The sequence below is a fragment of the Streptomyces sp. P13-3-3 genome (genome assembly GCF_050571355.1).
GTDB classification, from domain to species: Bacteria; Actinomycetota; Actinomycetes; order Streptomycetales; family Streptomycetaceae; genus Streptomyces; species Streptomyces althioticus.
Window position 1 is genome coordinate 4,355,463 of the sequence record NZ_CP192228.1, and the last position, 18,178, is coordinate 4,373,640.

An 18,178-nucleotide genomic window follows, 5' to 3' on the forward strand; every position below is an offset into this window, starting at 1 on the left:
GACGCTAAACAAATTGTTGAGCGTCCGCAGTGTCCGGTCACGTTCCGCTACTAGAGCGTGTCTTCGCAGGTCAAGGCCGCTCTTAGACGGGGGAGGGGTGCGGACGCTGAGCGCTCCGAAACGCCGAAGAGGAGCACCCCCGCGCCGGACGGGGGGTGCTCCTCTTCGATGTGCCGCCCGCCACCAGGGGCGCGACGAACGGTCGGAGCTTACGGGCATTGCCGCGCGCGAGCGCAGCGAGCTGCCAAGGATCGCGCGGCCATAGGCCGCACCTTCTATCCCTCGCTTTGCTGGGCAACCTCGTTCAGCGCCTTCATTACCGACTCCGGATCGCCGTTGTACACAAGGTGTGCTTCGTCTGGCTCCGGAGGGACGAACCGGGTGCGGTAGCGGAGCAAGTCGCTTTCGGTGAAGTAGATCGAGTTTGGGTCGGCCGCATGGCGCGCATTCCGCTCGCTGACACGGGCCCACAGTTCCTCGTGGCTTGCTTCTAGGTAGACGAGCAGCGTGACCGCTCCCGCTTCAGCCGCGATCGACCGCCAGTGAGCGCGGTCTCCCGGCGTCCAAAAGCCGTGGTCCACCACTACGTCATGTCCGGCCCGCAGTTGCTCGCTGAGCTCCAGGGCAGTCTCTTCGAGGACCGGGCGTTCGAGGGTCGGGAAGACGCCACGGGGAAAGTCGACCCCGTAGACGCCATGCCGGCGGAACATCTCTTCGTCGGGGCAGAGCCGGAGGAAACCGCGGGCCGTGAGGGCGCGGGAAAGCGTCGTCTTGCCTGAGCCGGGCAGTCCCGCCATGAGGACGCAGGACGGCCGGGCCACGTGGCCAGCGGCCGTCACGGGGTGACTTCCGATTCCGTGCGCCACGTACGACCGGGGCCCCCGAGGTCAACGCCGTACTCCACCACGTTGCTCTCACTGTCAACGAACTTCGCTGTCATCACGACTACGGGATCCGCTGGGGGGTGCGCGGGGTCCAACTCCAGGAGTCGCGCATCCTCAGGCGTAAGGAGGCGTGCCGACGCGGTGTCGATCCGGTGAGTGATCGGGTGGCCCGTGGCCTGCGCGATGAGCTGTAGCGACGTCCCACCGGTCAAGCGGTCGCTCTCCATCAACTGCGGGATCAACCGTCCGTACCGCACGGGGATCCATGACGTGGAGTGCGCGACGATTCCGTGCCGGTCGCGGTACACCCGGCGTCGCCTGATCACCTCGGAACCGGGCGCGATGTCCAGTGCCCCCGCCACATCCGCAGGCGCCGGCACTACGGCGGCCTGGTGGGAGTCGGACCGCTCACCGGATCCCCAACTTGACCCGCTGCGGCGGCCCCGGTCCTGGCGCTGAGAGCCGGACGACATGGGGGAGGGGCGGTCCAGCACCTCTGTTCCGATGCCGTGAATTCCCCTGACCAACCCTTCGGTGCGCAGCTTCCGCAGCGCCTTTTCGGCGGTCGCGGTGCTGACTTTCCACTCCTGCGCGAGGTTCTTGATGCTCGGCAGGAGCGAGCCCGGCACCAGTTCGCCGGACGTGATCAGCTCCGCATAGTGGGCGGCAATCTGCGCGTATGGCGCTCGATTGTCGGCCTGCTCCGACATCTCCGTAGCTCCCTTGTCTGAGTGGACGCCATGCCTACTGTACCCCTTGACACCCTAGGGTGCCCTAGGGAACCTTAGGGATGTGCCCGCCGGTCGGATGGCTCGATCGGAGACCGCCTGTCCGGCGTGCGCTGAACCTCGAAAAGCCCTGGTCAGCCCCAGGGCAAAGCAAGGAGCGGCTCCCTACCGCCAAGCAGATAGCCGCTCCCTGACCCTCGAAGGGCACTCCAATCATGCCTGGAACCATCACGGAACGGACGGCCAGCCAGCGCAAGACGCGTGTGGGCGAGATCGTGCCGTTAACGGCAGAGCAATCGGACCTGCTGGCTTCGCTGTACGAGGAGTACGGGTCCCGGCTGGTGCGCTACGCGTACTCGCAGCTCAGGAAGTGGGACCGCGTGGGCGGGGACGTGTGGACGCTCGCTGAGGACATCGCCCAGGGGACGTGGGTGCAGGTGGCCCGTGAAGGCGCCCGCGGTCCGCTGGGTGAGGCGTCGGTGGAGAACATGGGCGGCCTGCTGTTCTACCGGGTGAGGCAGGAGATCAGCCGCCACTTCAAGCTGTACTCCACTGGTGAGAAGGTCGTGGACTTCGCCGACCCGGTGACCTGCAACTGGCTCTGCCCGATGATGCCGAGCGGGTGTGCCCTGGTCGAGCTGCCCGCCTACCTGGCCGCGATGGTCGAGGCGCTGCCGGAGCAGGAGCGCGCGGCCCTGCTGTTGATGCTGGACGGACTGGACCCGCGTTCCATGGCCGAGCACCTCGGCTGCGGCGACACGGCAGCCGTGCTGCGGGCCAGGGCGGCCGTGCTCCGGCTCCAGATCGACAATCCGGAGCTCTCGCGCGAACCGGTCGCGTTGGCGTCGCTGCCCGAGTGGGAGCGGCGGGCGCTGTCGGAGCTGAGTCCGGCCCGGCGTGAGGCGCTGCTGCGGCTGGAGTCGTCAGAACGTCAGGCGTTGCTGCTCAAAGAGCAGGGGCTGAGCAAGCGGGAGATCAGCGAGCGACTGGGGCTGTCTCATGACGCGGTGGCCGCGGTTATCCGGTGTGTGTCTACTCCCCGCGCCGCACGCAAGCCCAGGGCCACCGGCCGGCGGGCGAACTCGAAGTTTGCTCAGGTCGCCGACGCGCTGCGGGAGGACATCAAGGCTATGCGGCCTGGTGACCGCTTGCCGCGCCGGGTGGACCTCATGGCGCGCTTCGCGGTCGGTAGCCGCACGATCGACAACGCCTGGGCCGTGCTGCGCGGTGAGGGCCTGATCGAGTCCAACGGCCTGTACGGCTACTCCGTCACCCGCAACCAGGACGACATGGAGCAGGCGGCATGAGGCACGGACACCCGCTCAACTCCGCGCGGCGGCGCGTGCGCAAGGAACAGCTCGCGCGCCGCCACGGGCAGCGCTGTGCCTACTGCTGCCGCCCGTTCGCCGACCTGAGCGAAGCCACCCTTGATCACATCGTGCCGTGCTCGCTATGGCGGTCGTGGTCGGTCATGTCGCTGATGCTGGCGTGCGTCGACTGCAACCAGGCCAAGGCGGACCGACTCCCGCTCACGCTCGCACTGATGCTGCTGGGGTGGGCCGACCCGACGCGGCCGATCGTTCGCCCGGTCGACGTGCTGCTGTTGGCTCGACTCGCGCACGTCCGGGAGGCGGCGCTCACCAGTGTGACGACCTGCGTCACACCCCACGTCACGCCCCGACCGGCAGCCGTTGGATCGGCCGACCCGACTGGCGCACGGTCGACCCGCAGCCTGCACGGATCGACTCCGCACTGCCCCGACCGTCGGTCGGCCGTGCGGCCCGACTGTCTACGCACGCCCCGATCGGTGCGGGTGTGCGCGGGCCACTCCGGAGAGGCGGTCCCCGCATGACGGCAACCCGATCCGACCGACCCGTCAACGGTCACAACCGACCCGGCACCAGTCGGGTCGGCCCGACTGATCGAGGCACGAGTCGACCGGCCCACGGCAAGCCGGACGACGGGGGCAAGCAGCCGCCGGCCGCCGCGCGGATCGTGGCCATGGCGCGTGAGGAGTACCGGTTCGTCATGTCCACCGACGGCCGCCCGTATGCGGTCGCCCTGGACGGCCCGAACGTCGCCGTGCCGCTGAGGGGCAAGGCCGGACTACGCCAGCGTCTGGCGCGACGGTTTGCGGACGCCTACCCGGGCGAGGTGGCCTCACAGTCCGCGCTTGCGGACGCGATGACCGTGTTGGAAGGCATTGCCGAGGACAACGACCCGGTGCCGGTGAACCTGCGCGTCGGGCGGGCCCCGGACGGCGCCATCGTGGTCGACCTCGGCAGTGCCGACGGCCGCGCGGTCGTGGTGTCCGGTCTCGGCTGGCAGGTCGTAGAACGCTCCCCAGTGCTCTTCCGCCGCTCCGGTGCCATGGCTCCGATGCCTGAACCGGTGTTGGACGGTGACGGCCTGGCCAAGTTGCACGCGCTGCTGAACATGGACGAGTCCGCGTTCCATCAGCTTGTGGCATGGCTTGTAGCGGCGTGGATTCCTGACATCCCACACCCGGCGGTGGTCTGCAAGGGCGAGCAGGGCACGGGCAAGTCCAAGGCCGCACAGATGTTCATCAACCTCATCGACCCGTCCCCGGCCGCCAAACGCAGCCAACCGCGGGACGAGAAGGCATGGTCCCGGCAGGCGTTCAGCTCTTGGGCGCTGTGCCTGGACAACGTAAGCACGATCCCACCGTGGCTGTCGGACACCCTGTGCAAGGCGGTGACGGGTGACGGCGTGGTCGACCGCGCCTTGTACACCGATGACGACGTCGTGGTCCTCACCTTCAAGCGGGTGTTGGCCATGACCACGATCGACGCGGGAGCTCTCGCCGGAGACCTGGCTGAACGCGTGCTGCTGCTCGACTTGCAACTCATCGACTCCCGCCGCCGTCGCTCCGAGGAAGAGTTGGACGCCACCTTCGAGGCGGTCCGCCCGGCGGTACTCGGGGCTCTGTTCGATGTGCTGGCATGCGCGCTCGCCGTGCTGCCGGCGGTGCGGCTGGAGGCCATGCCGCGCATGGCCGACTTCGCGCGCGTGCTCGCGGCTGTCGACCAGACACAGGGCTGGAACACCCTGGGTGACTACCTGGCGACGTCTGCGAACGTCGCCACGGATGCGCTGGAAGGCGACCCGTTCGCCATGGCCATCGCGACCCTGGTCGACCAGGCGGGAACGTGGCAGGGCACGGCCGGGCAGTTGCTCGACACGCTGCCCGTGCCAGGCCCGGTCCGGCCACCGAACTGGCCCAAGGACGCCACCCGTGCCGGCGGGCGCGTGAAGCGGCTCGCACCGCTGTTGCGGTCCATCGGGATCACCGTGGACGACACGCAGCGTAGCCGTGACCGGACCCGGCACAAGCTGCTGATCCTGTCCCGCGCACCTGACGGCGACGCGTCAGCGTCCGCACCCGACCAAGGCGCGCTCTGGCCGGACGTGGCACCCATCGGACAGGGCAGAACACTGCCTGACCAGACCTGACGTAGCCGGAACACCGCCGGGCCGGGCCGCACATCAGCGGCCCGGACACGTCCCATGCTGCGGACGCTCCAGCCGTCCAGCGTCCGCACTAGCGTCCGCACCCAACACCCACCCTGGCCTGCCCGAATACGGCCGCGCGGACGCTGGGACGCTGCGGACGCTGAAATACACCAACTCTCCAGGACGGCCACCGGCACCACTCCCACGCACCGCCCGACGGACACGAGGAGTCACCACCGCCATGGCCACCACCGAGCCCACCGACCCGCGCGCGATCCTGCGCGGCGGCCTCCCGGACCGCTACCTGACCCCCGAGGACCTGGTCACCATGTTCAGCCTCCCGAGCGTCGAAACCGTCTACCAGTGGCGCCGCAAGCGCATCGGCCCGCCCGGCTTCCGCGTCGGCCGGTACCTGCGCTATGACCCCGCCGCCGTACGCGCCTGGGTGACCGACCAGGGCGCCCTCGACGACGCAGCTTGACGCACCGGCCGGCGGGGAGGGACCCGACGCCGGGCCGGGGAGGCGGGGAGAACTCCCCCTCCGCCTCCCCGGCCCGAACTCCCCCCGCTGAGCAGCGTGAACGGCACTTCGGGGAGGCGGGGAGGCGCCGCCGGAACCACCCCGAAACTCGGCCCGGCAGAGCACTCGGGGCCCCTGCCGTTGCCTCCCCCGCCGGCCTGGAAAGCGCCGCGCGCGACAGGGAGGAGCACTGCCTCGGCCCAGGGAGACAGGGAGAACTCCCTGACCGCCTCCCTGGCCCGCCTCCCTCGCCCTGATCAGCGGAAACAGCCTCTCAGGGAGGCAGGGAGGCACACCCTCAGCACCCCCGAAAACCCCTTCCAGAAGCCACCCGCCACCCCCTGTCGCTGCCTCCCTGAGGCACCGCACCAGAACATCCCAGAGAAGGGACCCCGGCCCCATGGCTGGCCACATCCAAGACCGCTGGTACAAGACCGAAACCAACGCTGACGGCAAGGCCGCTCGCGTCAAGACCGACCGGCACGGCAGTGGCTTGCGCTACCGGGCCCGGTACATCGGCCCCGACGGCACCGAGAAGTCCAAGAGCTTCCCCGACGGACAGAAGCGCCTTGCCGAGAAGTGGCTGAGCGCCATTGAGGCGGACATGACGCGCGGGCAGTACATCGACCCGCGCGCCGGACGCCTCACCGTGCGGCAGCACGCCGAACGGTGGTTGGCGTCGCTCACCATGGACCCCGGCACCTACGTGAGCACCGAGCAGCGGATTCGACTGCATGTCCTGCCGCACCTGGGTAGTCGCTCGCTCGACTCGCTGAGGCCGACGCACGTGCGTGAGTGGCTGCGGAAGCTCCACGACGGGGGAGTGGCCCCCGCCTACCAACGGGTCATCTTCGCGAACCTCAGCGCGATGCTCGCGGCGGCTGTTGACGACCGGTTGATCCCGCATAATCCGTGCCGTTCGTCGTCCGTGAAGGCACCCAAGGCGGAGCCGCGGCGCGTCGTGCCGTGGCGGCCTGAGCGCGTGCTCGCTGTCCGGGCGGAGCTCCCGGAGCGGTACCGGGCCACGGTGGATCTGGCCGGCGGGTGCGGCATGCGGCAAGGCGAAGTGTTCGGCCTGGCCGCCGATGACGTGGACTTCGTCCAAGGAGTCGTTCACGTCGTCCGTCAGGTGAAGCTCATCGCCGGACGACAGGTGTTCGCGTTGCCCAAGGGTGGCAAGACGCGCACGGTCCCGCTGCCCGAAAGCGTCATGCGGTCGCTCGAAGCCCACATCGAGAAGTACCCGCCCATGCCTGTGTCGCTGCCGTGGCGGTCGGTCGACGGCTCCCCGGTCGCGGTGCCGGTCCTTTTCCGCAACGCAGAGGGGCGCGCGGTGAACCGCGTCGTCTTCAACCACAAGGCGTGGCGGCCCGCCCTTGACCGTGCGGGTATCCCGCGTGGCAGGGAGAACGGCATGCACGCGCTGAGGCACTTCTACGCGTCCGTGCTCCTGGACGCGGGCGAGAGCATCAAGGCCCTGTCGGAGTACCTCGGCCACCACGATCCTGGGTTCACGCTGCGGACGTACACGCACTTGATGCCGAGCAGTGAGAAGCGGACGCGGGAGGCGGTGAACCGGGCCTTTGACGACGGCCCGGCCACCGATGACGGCCCCACGACGGCCCAGGGGCACTGAGAATGGAGGGAACGGGCAGGTCAAGCCGCTACTGACGTCAGTAGCGCTGGTTCAGATACCCCAGCAGCTCGTCGTGGAGCAGGCCGTTCGACGCGGCGGCGTTGCCGCTGTGCGGGCCCGGGCGGCCGTCGAGGCCGGTGAAGGCGCCGCCGGCCTCCGTCACCACGATCGCCGTGGCCGCCATGTCCCACAGCGACAGCTCCGGCTCCGCGCAGATGTCCACCGAACCCTCGGCGACCATCATGTACGGCCAGAAGTCGCCGTACGCGCGCGTGCGCCACACCTCGCGGGTGAGGTCGAGGAAGCCGTCCAGCCGTCCCTGCTCCTCCCAGCCGGTGAGCGAGGAGTACGCGAAGGAGGCGTCGGAGATCCGCGAGACGCGGGAGACCTGGAGGCGGGTGGCCGAGGACAGGCTGCGGCCCGCGTAGGCGCCGTGGCCCTTCGCCGCCCACCAGCGGCGGCCCAGGGCGGGCGCGGACACCACGCCGACGACCGGCTGGAAGCCGCCCTCGCCCGCCTCCATCAGCGCGATCAGCGTGGCCCAGACGGGCACGCCGCGCACGTAGTTCTTGGTGCCGTCGATCGGGTCGATCACCCAGCGGCGCGGGCCGGTGCCCTCCACGCCGTACTCCTCGCCCAGCACGGCGTCGCGCGGGCGGGCGCGCTGGAGGTGACCGCGGATCAGCTCCTCGGCGCCCTTGTCCGCCTCGCTCACCGGCGTCATGTCGGGTTTGGTCTCCACCTTGAGGTCGAGAGCCTTGAACCGGTCCATGGTCGCGGCGTCGGCGGCGTCCGCGAGGACATGGGCGAGACGCAGGTCGTCGAGGTAGTCGGGCATGCAACGAACGGTATCGGCCGAGATCGGTCCGGGGCCACCGGGGGCCGGTTCCGCGACCCCTTGACAGCCCCCGACACCCCGTCAAATCTGAACCGCAGGGTCCCGGCCGCTCGCCCCGAGGGAGGCGATGATGCCTGCAGCGCGGGAATCACTGCTGGACGCCGCGTACACCGCTCTCGCCCGCCGTCCGTGGTCCGCCGTGCGGATGGTGGACGTCGCCGCCGCGGCCGGGGTCTCCCGCCAGACCCTCTACAACGAGTTCGGCAGCAAGGACGGTCTCGCGCGGGCCCTCGTCCGCCGGGAGGCCGACGGCTACCTGGCCGGGGTCGACCGGGCCCTCACCGCGCACGCCGACCCCCGGGACCGCCTCACCGCGACCGCGGAGTGGACCGCGCTGAGCGCCCGCGAGAACGTGCTGGTGCGGGCCATGCTCACCGGCTGCTGGAGCGAGCGCCTGCCCACGCCCGGCCTCGCGGCCGTCGCGTCCGGATCACCGGTGCCCGCGCAGCGCCGCGCCGACGGGCCGCTGCCCTCACCCTCCGACCTCGTGCACCTGGTCCGGGACCGGGTCGTCGCCGTGCTCGCCGGTCCGGGGCACGCACGCGCCGACACCGCCGACCTCGCGCGGTCCTGCGAGCTGGTGATCAGACTCGCCGTGTCCTGTGTCGTCGCACCCCCGCCGGACGACGGCGTGGGCGAACTGGTCCGGGGCGCGCTGCACCGGCAGCCGGTGCCGTAGCGAGGGACCCTTCAACGAGTCCTTGCAACTGGTCCCTTTCAGCGGGTCCACCACCCCGGAGGACCGCTCAGTGCGCCGAGCCCGAGAGCTGGAGCCCGATCACCCCGACGATCACGAAGGTGATCGAGATGATCTTCAGGGTGGACACCAGGTCCCCGAGGAACACCATCCCGTAGATGGCCGTCCCCGCCGCCCCGATGCCCGTCCACACCGCGTACGCCGGCCCCACGTCCAGCTTCTTCAGCGCCAGGGTGAGCAGTCCGAAGCTGCCCAGGGCGAACGCGCAGAAGGCGACGGTCGGCCACAGCCGGGTGAACCCGTGCGACAGCTTCAGACACACGGCGAAACCGGTCTCGAGCAGCCCGGCGACGATGACCAGCAGCCACGCCATGTGTGTCCTCCCGCATTCCCCGCGTACAGTGACCGCTTCGTCTGGTTCGTGTCCGGCTCGGTGCGATTATGCACTTACCGACGACACCACGGGGCAAACACGACGCGGGTCAGTCCCCGTCGGTGCGCTCCCGCGCGGCGAGCAGCCGCCGCAGCGAGTACAGCCGCGCCGGGTCCGCGTGACCCTCCGCCACCCAGTCGTCCAGCGCGCAGTCCGGCTCGTCGTGACTGCACGCGCGCGGACAGCCCTCCGTGCCCGGCTCCAGGTCGGGGAAGGCGTGGATGACCCGCGACGGATCGACGTGCGCAAGACCGAACGACCGCACGCCCGGGGTGTCGATCACCCAGCCCTCGGCGCCCGCGAGCGGCAGCGCCAGCGCGGACGTCGTGGTGTGCCGGCCCCGCCCGGTGACCGCGTTGACGTGACCGGTGACGCGCCGCCGCTCCTCCGGCACCAGCGCGTTGACCAGGGTAGTCTTGCCGACGCCCGAGTGACCCACGAACGCCGTGATCCGGCCGTCGAGCTGCTCGCGCACCCGCTCCACCGCCTCGCCGCTCTCCAGCTCCGCGCGGCTGGTGACGACGTACGGGATGTCCAGGTCGCCGTACAGCTCCAGCAGCTTGTCGGGCGGGGCCAGGTCGGACTTGGTCAGCACCAGCAGCGGCTCCAGGCCGCCGTCGTAGGCGGCCACCAGACAGCGGTCGATCAGACGCGGCCGGGGCTCCGGGTCGGCGAGGGCGGTGACCACGGCGAGCTGGTCGGCGTTGGCGACGACCACCCGCTCGTACGGATCGTCGTCGTCGGCGGTGCGGCGCAGCACCGACGAGCGCTCCGCGATGCGCACGATCCGGGCGAGGGTGTCCTTCTTGCCGGACAGATCGCCGACGAGGGCCACCCGGTCGCCCACCACGGCGGCCTTGCGGCCCAGCTCACGGGCCTTCATCGCGGTCACGACACGGTCTCCGACGAGGCAGGTCAGCCGGCCCCGGTCGACCGTGAGCACCATGCCCTCGGCGGCGTCCTCGTGCTTGGGCCTGATGTGGGTGCGCGGCCGGTTGCCCTTGCGGTTGGGGCGCGAGCGGATGTCGTCCTCGTCGGTGTGCTTGCCGTAGCGGCGCATCGTGAACCCCTACGCCCCGAGCATCCCGGTCCACAGCTCGGGGAAGTCCGGCAGGGTCTTCGCCGTGGTCGCCACGTTCTCGATCTGCACGCCGTCGACCGCCAGGCCGATGACCGCGCCGGCGGTGGCCATGCGGTGGTCCTCGTAGGTGTGGAAGACGCCGCCGTGCAGCCGGCGCGGGCGGATGTGCAGGCCGTCGGCCGTCTCGGTGACGTCGCCGCCCAGCTCGTTGATCTCCTTGGTGAGGGCGGCCAGCCGGTCCGTCTCGTGCAGCCGCAGATGGGCCACGCCCCGCAGGGTCGACGGGGAGTCCGCGAGGGCCGCGACCGCCGCGATGCCCGGCGTCAGCTCGCCCACCTCGCCGAGGTCCACGTCGATGCCGTGCACCGCGCCGGAGCCGGTGAACACCAGCCCGTACTCGGTCAGCTCGCAGGAACCGCCCATCTCGGTGAAGATCTCCCGCAGCCGGTCGCCGGGCTGGGTGGTGCGCGCGGGCCAGTCGGGGATCACCACCTTGCCACCGGTGATCAGCGCGGCCGCGAGGAACGGCTGGGCGTTGGACAGGTCCGGCTCGACCGTCAGGTCCCGGCCGAGCAGGGCGCCCGGCGTGACCCGCCAGACGTTCGGCTCGCCGCCCGCCTCGGGGGTGTCCACCTGGGCGCCGACCGCGCGGAGCATGTCGACCGTCATCCGGATGTGCGGCATCGACGGCAGCGTCGACCCCGTGTGCCGCACCTCGACGCCCTGGTTGAAGCGCGGCGCCGACAGCAGCAGGGCGCTGACGAACTGCGACGACGAGGACGCGTCCACCTCGACCGTGCCGCCGTCCAGCGCGCCCCCGCCGTGCACCGTCATCGGCAGGGCGCCCCGCTCGTCGTCGTCGATCCGGGCGCCCAGCCCGCGCAGCGCGTCGATGACGCCGTTCAGGGGACGCTCGTAGGACCGCGGGTCGCCGTCGAAGCGCACCGGGCCGTCCGCCAGGGTGGCCACCGGGGGCAGGAAGCGCATCACCGTGCCCGCGTTGCCCACGTCCACGGTGGCCGGACCGCGCAGACCGGCCGGCACCACACGCCAGGCCTCGCCCGTCCCGTCGGGACCGACGCCCTCCTCGATCTCCACGCCCATCGCGCGCAGCCCGCCCGCCATCAGCAGCGTGTCGCGCGAGCGCAGGGGACGGCGCAGCCAGCCCGGCTCGGAGGCGAGGGCGGCGAGGACGAGAGCACGGTTGGTGACCGACTTGGACCCGGGCACGTGGACCGTCGCGTCGACGGCTCCGCTCGCGTGCGGGGCGGGCCAGAGGGCGGTGTGCGTGGGGTTCGGGGCCATGGGGCCACTTTATAAGGGAGTGAGGAGCCCGGCCGTTCCGTGCCCGCCAGGCGGAACGCCGTCCGGTCGACCGACCGCAGGCCCGGTCACAGACCCAGCAGCCAGCGCCCTCCGCCCAGCAGCGAGCACACCGACACCGCGTGGAAGAGGAACAGCCACAGCCCCGCCGGCACGTGCGTCAGCCGGGACAGCTGGTCCGCGTCCGAGTCCCCGGCGCCCCCGTGCCGCCGCTTGGCCTGGAGCTCGAACGCCGGACGCACCCCGCCCAGCAGCAGGAACCACACCACGGCGTACGCGAACGCCGCCTGCACCTGCGGGCCGGCGAGCCACGACACCAGCACGAACGTACCCCCGGTGACCAGCACCGACACCGCGCCGTAGGCGTTGCGGATCATCACCAGCACCGCCAGCAGCAGCGCGGTGGCCAGCCACAGCAGCAGCGTGATGCGCCCCGCGCCGAGCAGCGCCGCCCCGCCGAGGCCCAGCAGCGGGGGAGCGGTGTAGCCGGCGGCGGCCGTGAGGATCATGCCGATGCCGGTCGGCCTGCCGCGGCTGACGGTCAGGCCGCTGGTGTCGGAGTGCAGGCGTATGCCCGTCAGGGTGCGGCCGGTGAGCAGGGCCACCAGGCCGTGCCCGCCCTCGTGCGCGATGGTGATCGCGTTCCGCGCGATCCGCCAGGGCGCCTGCGGGACCACCACGGCGAGGGCCGCCACCAGGGTCGCGACGACCACCCACAGGTCCGGGTCGGGCTGGGTGCCCGCGACCTCGTCCCAGAGGGAGGCGAGGGACGCGGACGCGGTGCTGACCATGCTCGTCATGTGTGTTGGATCGCTCCCTGTGCGCGTGCGGAGTCTGGCAGTGTTGCACGTATGTGCGGACGGTATGCAGCGAGTCGGAGGCCCGAGGATCTCGCCGGGATCTTCGAGATCGAGAAGTGGGAGCCCGAGGAGACCCTGGAGGCCGACTACAACGTGGCGCCGACCAAGGAGGTCTACGCCGTCCTCGACCGTCCTCTGAAGGACGCGGACGACCCCCGCCCGGTTCGGCAGCTGCGCACGCTCAAGTGGGGACTGGTGCCCTCCTGGTCCAAGACCCCCGAGGGCGGCGCCCGGATGATCAACGCGCGCGCGGAGACCGTCCACGAGAAGCCGTCGTACCGCCGTGCCTTCACCTCCCGCCGCTGCATCCTCCCCGCCGACGGCTACTACGAGTGGGTCACCGGCAAGCAGGAGCGCGACCTGGAGGTCGAGGGCAAGAAGAAGCGGCCCCGCAAGCAGCCCTACTTCGTCACCCCGGCCGACGGCTCGGTCTTCGCGATGGCCGGGCTGTACGAGTTCTGGCGCGACCGCACCCTGCCCGACGACCACCCGCGGGCCTGGTGGGTGACCTGCTCGGTGATCACCACCGAGGCGGAGAGGAGCCCGCTGGCCGTGGCCCCGGCGGAGGGCCCGCACACCCTGGCCGAGATCCACCCGCGGATGCCGCTGATGCTCACCCAGGACCGCTGGGACGCCTGGCTCGACCCCTCCCGCACCGACCCCGAGGACCTGCGCGGCCTGCTCGCCCCGCCGGAGCCCGGCCTGATGCGCGCCTACCCGGTCACCACCGCCGTCAGCAACGTCCGCAACAACGGTCCGGAGCTGCTGAAGGAGCTGGCCGCCCCGGAAGAGGGCACACTCTTCTGACGTGACCACCGAGCCCGCAGCGACCCCCGAGTCCGACGTGACCGACGTGACCACCGAGACGATCCCCACGGACGCCGGCGACGCCCGCATCACCTGGCACCACGCCGGGCGGCCGCGCCTCGTCCTCGCCGCGAGCCACGGCGCGGGCGGCGGCATCGAGGCCCGTGACCTCGTCGCGCTCGCCGCCGTCCTCCCCGCGCACGGCGTGACCGTCGCCCTCGTCGAGCAGCCCTGGCGCGTGGCCGGCAAGAAGGTCGCCCCGGCGCCGAAGACCCTGGACACCGGGTGGCGCGGCGTCTGGCCCGCCCTGACGCAGCCGGGCCTGCCGGTGATCTCCGGCGGGCGCAGCGCCGGCGCCCGCGTCGCCTGCCGCACCGCCGTCGAACTGGACGCGCACGCCGTGCTCGCGCTGAGCTTCCCGCTCCACCCGCCGGGCAGGCCGGAGAAGTCCCGCGCCGACGAACTGCTGGGCGCGGGCGTCCCCACGCTCGTCGTCCAGGGCGGCAACGACCCCTTCGGGAAACCCGCCGAGTTCCCCGCGGGCGACCACGAACTGGTGGAGGTCCCGCGGGCCGACCACGGCTTCGCCGTGCCCAAGCGGGCGGACCTCACACAGGAGGAGGCCCTCCGGGTCGTCACGGACGCGGTCGTGCGGTGGACGGCGGGCCTCGCCTGAGGAGCGCCGGGAATGCGTGGACCGTCCCCGCTGTTGTGGGGTGCGTACGTGCCGGTCGAACGGCACCGCCGCCGTAGGAGAGGAAGTCCACCGCATGGGTTCCACGTTCTGCCCGAGCCGCAGTGCCCGCGCCGACCTCGACTGGACGGTGCTGCACGCGGCCAAGACCGCCCCGATTCGGGCGGCGGGCGGACCGGATCGTCGTCTATCCTCCGATTCGGGTGAGGCCGGTCTCGGTCTCACGACGACACTTGAGGAGGTGGGTCCGGTTCCCGGTACCGACGCAGGGACCGAACACGGCCAGGCGGAGCAGCCCGAGGGCCAGGGCGACACGCGCGCGGAGTCGACCGCGGAGCGCAGCGCGCGCTTCGAACGGGACGCGCTCGAGTTCCTCGACCAGATGTACTCGGCAGCGCTGCGCATGACGCGCAACCCGGCCGACGCCGAGGACCTGGTGCAGGAGACCTACGCCAAGGCGTACGGGTCCTTCCACCAGTTCCGTGAGGGCACCAACCTCAAGGCGTGGCTGTACCGGATCCTGACCAACACCTTCATCAACTCGTACCGCAAGAAGCAGCGCGAACCCCAGCGCTCCGCGGCCGAGGAGATCGAGGACTGGCAGCTCGCGCGCGCCGAGTCGCACATGTCCACGGGTCTGCGCTCCGCCGAGTCGCAGGCGCTGGACCACCTGCCGGACTCGGACGTGAAGGAAGCCCTGCAGGCGATCCCGGAGGAGTTCCGCATCGCGGTCTATCTCGCCGATGTCGAGGGCTTTGCCTACAAGGAGATCGCCGACATCATGGGGACACCCATCGGAACGGTGATGTCCCGCCTCCACCGGGGACGTCGCCAGCTGCGCGGCATGCTCGAGGACTACGCCCGCGAGCGCGGACTGGTCCCGGCCGGTGCCGGAGAGTCGAACGAAGCGAAAGGCTCGGGGTCATGAGCTGCGGAGAGCCGCACGAGACGGATTGCAGCGAAATCCTCGATCATCTCTACGAGTTCCTCGACCGTGAGATGCCGGATGCCGACTGCCAGAAGTTCGAGCACCACTTCGAGGAGTGCTCGCCCTGCCTGGAGAAGTACGGGCTCGAGCAGGCGGTCAAGAAGCTCGTGAAGCGGTGCTGCGGGCAGGACGACGTGCCGGGCGACCTGCGCTCGAAGGTCATGGGCCGCATCGAGCTGATCCGCTCCGGACACAACGTGCCCGAGAAGGACGTCACGGCCGCTCCGCAGGAGTCCTGACACCTCCCCACCCCCGGGGCCGCGTCACCCGATTGTGCTAATCCGCGGGCGGTACGCCCGCGGCGGCGCCCTCCCCCGCCCTAGGCTCCAGGAGCCGGCGGGCGACGGAAGGCGCGCGGCACGGTCGGGGGAGGGGCTCATGGAGGCGTTACCGGCGCGGGCCCGGGTGTATCTCGTCGGCGTCACCCTGCTGGGACTGTGCTGTCTGCTCCCGCTGCCGGGCGTTCCCCGGCCGGGGGTGCTGTCGTCCCTGCCCGACCCGCGTGTCCCCTGGTGGCCGGTCGTCCTGCTCGCCGCCCTGTACGCGGGCTGCGAGCGCCTCGCCCGGTCCCGTCTCGTCGCCGGACCGCACCCCGGGGGCGCCTTCCACCCCGTGCTGCTCGCCGGGGCCTTCCTGCTGCCGCCCACCGCCGCCGCCCTCGTGGCGCTGCCCGGGGCGCTGCTGCTGCCCGTCGAGCACGGTCCGCGTCTCGCGCGCCGGCTGTGGCGCACGGGCCGGCTCGTCGTCGCCGTGTGGGCCGCCAGCCTGGTGCATCTGAAGACCGGCGGCAGGGACGCGGTGGCGCACTGCGACATGCCGGGCGCCCTCGCCACGGCGGGCGTCGCCGTGCTGGCGTTCTGCCTCGTCCTCACCCTGCTCGACGGCGGTGTCCTGGTGCCCGCCCCCGGCGGGCTGCCGCGCAGCCGTCCCGTGGCCGCCTGGTGGCGGCTGTTCCTCGGCTCCCTGGCACCGCTCACCGTGCACGGCCTGGCCGGGCTGATGATGGCCCTGCTGTGGCGCAGCCCCTACGGGCCGGTCGCGGCGCTGCTGGTGCTGCTGCCGATGGGCGTCTCGTGGTGGGCGTTCGCCCAGTACCACCGGGAGCGCGCCGCCCACCAGGCCACGATCCGCGCGCTGGTGCAGGCCGTCGACATCAAGGACGGCTACACGCGCGGTCACAGCGAGCGCGTCGGCCGCGCCTCCATGCTGATCGCGCGCGAACTCGGCATGGACGACGAGCGGGTCGAGACGCTGCGCTTCGCCGGCATCCTGCACGACGTCGGCAAGCTCGGCGTGCCCACCCGGCTGCTCACCAAGAACGGCCCGCTCACCCCCGAGGAGCGGCGGGTCATCGAACTGCACCCCGAGTACGGGCACGAGATGGTGCGCGGCATCTCCTTCCTCGGCGAGGCCCGCGCCGCCGTGCTGCACCACCACGAGCGCCTCGACGGCACCGGCTACCCCTACGGGCTGGCGGGCGGTCAGATCCCGGAGTCCGCGCGGGTGGTCGCGGTCGCCGACGCCTTCGACGCGATGACCTCCACCCGCAGCTACAGCAGGGCGCGCCCGGTGCCCGTGGCGCTGGAGGAGCTCGAGCGGTGCGCGGGCACGCACTTCGACCCGCGGATGGTCAAGGCGCTCGTCACCGCGATCGGCCGCACCGGCTGGCACCCCGCGGTGACCGCCGACGAGCCCCGGCGGACGGCCGTGCCCGGTCCCGCCGGACACGTCACCGGCCGTCCCGGGGCGCGCCGGTGAGGCCCCGCGCGCACACCGTCCCGCTGCACACCGTCGTGCATCTGTGCGCCGCCGTCCTCGCGGCCGGCTCGCTGGGCACGACGCTGTACCACGGCGTGGACGACCGCTCCACCGCCCTGGCCTTCGGCACGCTCGTCGCGGTCGGCGAACTCACCCGGCGGGGCGGCCGGGGGATCCGGGAGCCCGCGCCGGTGGCCGCGGCCGGCTCGCTGGCGTACGCACTGCTCGGCGAGGTCGCGGGGCGGCCCGCCGGGCACGGCGCCGCCCAGGTCGTCACCGTGGTGCTCGCCGCGTCGCTGCTGGGCAGCGTCCCGCACGTCGGGCGCGGCGACGGGCCCGCCCTGGACCCGGTGACCCGCAGGGTGCTGACCGTGGGCTTCGTCGCCGTGTGCTTCCACCCGCTGCACGCCCGGGGCGCGTTCGAGGACTTCAGCGGGCCGGGACACGCGCTGCTGCTGCTCGTCCTGCTGACCCTGACCGCGCTGTGCGACGCGGTGCTCGCCGCCGCGCTGGCCCACTCCCGCACCGGCTGGCCCTTCCCGCCGCTGCTGCGCGACGAGCTGCGGGCCGTGCCCGGCATCGGCGCCGCCGTCGTCGCCACCGGCGCGGTGATGGCGCTGGGCGCGGCGGTCGTGGGGCTGTGGGCGCTGCCCGTGTTCTCCGTGCCGCTGCTGCTCGCGCAGCTGTCCCACCGGAGGTACACGGCGGTGCGCGCCACCTACCGGCAGACCATCGCGTCCCTCGCGCGGGCCACCGAGATCGCCGGGTACACCCCGCACGGGCACTCGCGCCGGGTCGCGGCGCTCAGCCAGGCGGTGGGGCGGGACCTCGGGCTGACCGAGCCGGAGCTGACCGTGCTGGAGTACGCGGCGCTGATGCACGACATCGGGCAGCTCAGCCTCGTCGACCCGGTGCCCGAGGGCGCCACCGCCGGACTGCCGCCCGCCGAGCAGCGGCGGATCGCGCTCCTGGGCGGCGCGGTGGTCCGGCAGACCGGGGTGGACCCCCGGGTCGCCGGGATCGTCGAGCGTCAGGCCGACCCGCACGCCGAGCAGCCGCTCGCCGCCCGTATCGTCCGGGTGGTGAACGCGTACGACGAGAAGTGCAGGGAAGGAGGGCCCGGAGGGCCGCTGACCGCGCTGGAGGAACTGCGGCTGGGGGCCGCCGGGGAGTACGCGCCGGAGGTCGTCGAGGCCCTGGCCAGGGTTCTGTCCCGGGACACGGAGGGGACGCGTGAGCAGGTGGACCGGTCGTGGTGAGAGGGCGGACCGGGCGGTCTGGTTCCCGGCCGAGCTGGGTAACCCATGGGTAATGAGCGCCCTCGCGGCCGTACGTGGTTGGATGCGAAGGAGAGGGTGTCCGGGGGTGCCGATCGCTGCGGCCGGCCCACCGAACGG

19 protein-coding genes are annotated in these 18,178 nt (G+C 71.9%); 12 read left to right on the plus strand and 7 right to left on the minus strand.

Translation table 11 applies throughout. The features are described from left to right. Window positions 1-275: 275 nt before the first annotated feature. A complete protein-coding gene (locus ACQZOG_RS20005; RefSeq protein WP_078493171.1) occupies window positions 276-797 on the minus strand; it encodes an AAA family ATPase in 522 nt (173 codons plus the stop codon). Window positions 798-835: 38 nt separating this feature from the next. Further along, window positions 836-1,594 (minus strand): GntR family transcriptional regulator, encoded by a 759-nt coding sequence (locus ACQZOG_RS20010; RefSeq protein ID WP_033272075.1) that lies wholly within the window; start codon window positions 1,592-1,594, stop codon window positions 836-838. A 233-nt stretch (window positions 1,595-1,827) separates the two neighbouring features. Here ACQZOG_RS20010 and ACQZOG_RS20015 point away from each other — a divergent pair, with 233 nt between their 5' ends. From ACQZOG_RS20015 to ACQZOG_RS20035, 5 genes are all read left to right on the plus strand, one after another. After that, window positions 1,828-2,919, plus strand: coding sequence for a GntR family transcriptional regulator (locus ACQZOG_RS20015; protein ID WP_078493006.1), 1,092 nt, complete (start codon window positions 1,828-1,830; stop codon window positions 2,917-2,919). Then, a complete protein-coding gene (locus tag ACQZOG_RS20020; RefSeq protein ID WP_078493007.1) occupies window positions 2,916-3,464 on the plus strand; it encodes an HNH endonuclease in 549 nt (182 codons plus the stop codon). Before ACQZOG_RS20015 ends, ACQZOG_RS20020 begins: the two co-directional genes overlap by 4 nt. Next, a complete protein-coding gene (locus ACQZOG_RS20025) occupies window positions 3,461-5,086 on the plus strand; it encodes a hypothetical protein (RefSeq protein WP_033272071.1) in 1,626 nt (541 codons plus the stop codon). The genes ACQZOG_RS20020 and ACQZOG_RS20025 overlap by 4 nt, the downstream gene beginning before the upstream one ends. Window positions 5,087-5,327: 241 nt before the next feature. Then, window positions 5,328-5,567, plus strand: coding sequence for a helix-turn-helix transcriptional regulator (locus ACQZOG_RS20030; protein ID WP_033272070.1), 240 nt, complete (start codon window positions 5,328-5,330; stop codon window positions 5,565-5,567). A 439-nt stretch (window positions 5,568-6,006) separates the two neighbouring features. Then, entirely contained in the window at window positions 6,007-7,242 is a 1,236-nt protein-coding gene (locus ACQZOG_RS20035; protein ID WP_033272069.1) for a tyrosine-type recombinase/integrase, read from the plus strand. A 37-nt stretch (window positions 7,243-7,279) separates the two neighbouring features. On the opposite strand, the gene hisN is transcribed toward ACQZOG_RS20035, so the two are convergent. Then, window positions 7,280-8,080 (minus strand): histidinol-phosphatase, encoded by an 801-nt coding sequence (gene hisN, locus ACQZOG_RS20040; protein WP_033272068.1) that lies wholly within the window; start codon window positions 8,078-8,080, stop codon window positions 7,280-7,282. 127 nt (window positions 8,081-8,207) lie between these two features. On the opposite strand from hisN, the gene ACQZOG_RS20045 reads away from it, so the two are divergent. Beyond that, a complete protein-coding gene (locus ACQZOG_RS20045) occupies window positions 8,208-8,819 on the plus strand; it encodes a TetR/AcrR family transcriptional regulator (RefSeq protein ID WP_058916928.1) in 612 nt (203 codons plus the stop codon). A gap of 67 nt (window positions 8,820-8,886) precedes the next feature. On the opposite strand, the gene ACQZOG_RS20050 is transcribed toward ACQZOG_RS20045, so the two are convergent. The 4 genes from ACQZOG_RS20050 to ACQZOG_RS20065 all read right to left on the minus strand — a co-directional run bounded on the left by ACQZOG_RS20050 (window position 8,887) and on the right by ACQZOG_RS20065 (window position 12,465). Continuing rightward, the gene (locus tag ACQZOG_RS20050; RefSeq protein WP_033272066.1) at window positions 8,887-9,210 is read right to left on the minus strand and encodes a DMT family transporter; all 324 of its coding nucleotides are present in this window, start codon (window positions 9,208-9,210) and stop codon (window positions 8,887-8,889) included. Window positions 9,211-9,319: 109 nt separating this feature from the next. Next, the gene (gene rsgA / locus ACQZOG_RS20055; protein ID WP_193466595.1) at window positions 9,320-10,330 is read right to left on the minus strand and encodes a ribosome small subunit-dependent GTPase A; all 1,011 of its coding nucleotides are present in this window, start codon (window positions 10,328-10,330) and stop codon (window positions 9,320-9,322) included. Between the two features lie 9 nt (window positions 10,331-10,339). Beyond that, entirely contained in the window at window positions 10,340-11,656 is a 1,317-nt protein-coding gene (aroA, locus tag ACQZOG_RS20060) for a 3-phosphoshikimate 1-carboxyvinyltransferase (RefSeq protein ID WP_033272064.1), read from the minus strand. An 86-nt stretch (window positions 11,657-11,742) separates the two neighbouring features. Continuing rightward, window positions 11,743-12,465: a M50 family metallopeptidase gene (locus ACQZOG_RS20065; RefSeq protein WP_033272656.1), complete on the minus strand. Its 723-nt coding sequence runs from the start codon at window positions 12,463-12,465 to the stop codon at window positions 11,743-11,745. A gap of 60 nt (window positions 12,466-12,525) precedes the next feature. Between ACQZOG_RS20065 and ACQZOG_RS20070 the strand changes: the two genes are divergently transcribed. From ACQZOG_RS20070 to ACQZOG_RS20095, 6 genes are all read left to right on the plus strand, one after another. Continuing rightward, the gene (locus tag ACQZOG_RS20070; protein WP_033272063.1) at window positions 12,526-13,341 is read left to right on the plus strand and encodes an SOS response-associated peptidase; all 816 of its coding nucleotides are present in this window, start codon (window positions 12,526-12,528) and stop codon (window positions 13,339-13,341) included. A 1-nt stretch (window position 13,342) separates the two neighbouring features. After that, window positions 13,343-14,017 (plus strand): alpha/beta hydrolase family protein, encoded by a 675-nt coding sequence (locus ACQZOG_RS20075; protein ID WP_033272062.1) that lies wholly within the window; start codon window positions 13,343-13,345, stop codon window positions 14,015-14,017. 259 nt (window positions 14,018-14,276) lie between these two features. Then, window positions 14,277-14,963 (plus strand): RNA polymerase sigma factor SigR, encoded by a 687-nt coding sequence (sigR, locus tag ACQZOG_RS20080; protein WP_033272060.1) that lies wholly within the window; start codon window positions 14,277-14,279, stop codon window positions 14,961-14,963. Next, on the plus strand, window positions 14,960-15,262 hold the full coding sequence (gene rsrA / locus ACQZOG_RS20085) for a mycothiol system anti-sigma-R factor (RefSeq protein WP_033272059.1): 303 nt from the start codon (window positions 14,960-14,962) through the stop codon (window positions 15,260-15,262). Before sigR ends, rsrA begins: the two co-directional genes overlap by 4 nt. Window positions 15,263-15,401: 139 nt before the next feature. After that, the gene (locus ACQZOG_RS20090) at window positions 15,402-16,781 is read left to right on the plus strand and encodes an HD-GYP domain-containing protein (RefSeq protein ID WP_033272058.1); all 1,380 of its coding nucleotides are present in this window, start codon (window positions 15,402-15,404) and stop codon (window positions 16,779-16,781) included. Then, window positions 16,778-18,040, plus strand: coding sequence for an HD-GYP domain-containing protein (locus tag ACQZOG_RS20095; RefSeq protein WP_193466594.1), 1,263 nt, complete (start codon window positions 16,778-16,780; stop codon window positions 18,038-18,040). The genes ACQZOG_RS20090 and ACQZOG_RS20095 overlap by 4 nt, the downstream gene beginning before the upstream one ends. The last annotated feature ends 138 nt before the right edge of the window (window positions 18,041-18,178 follow it).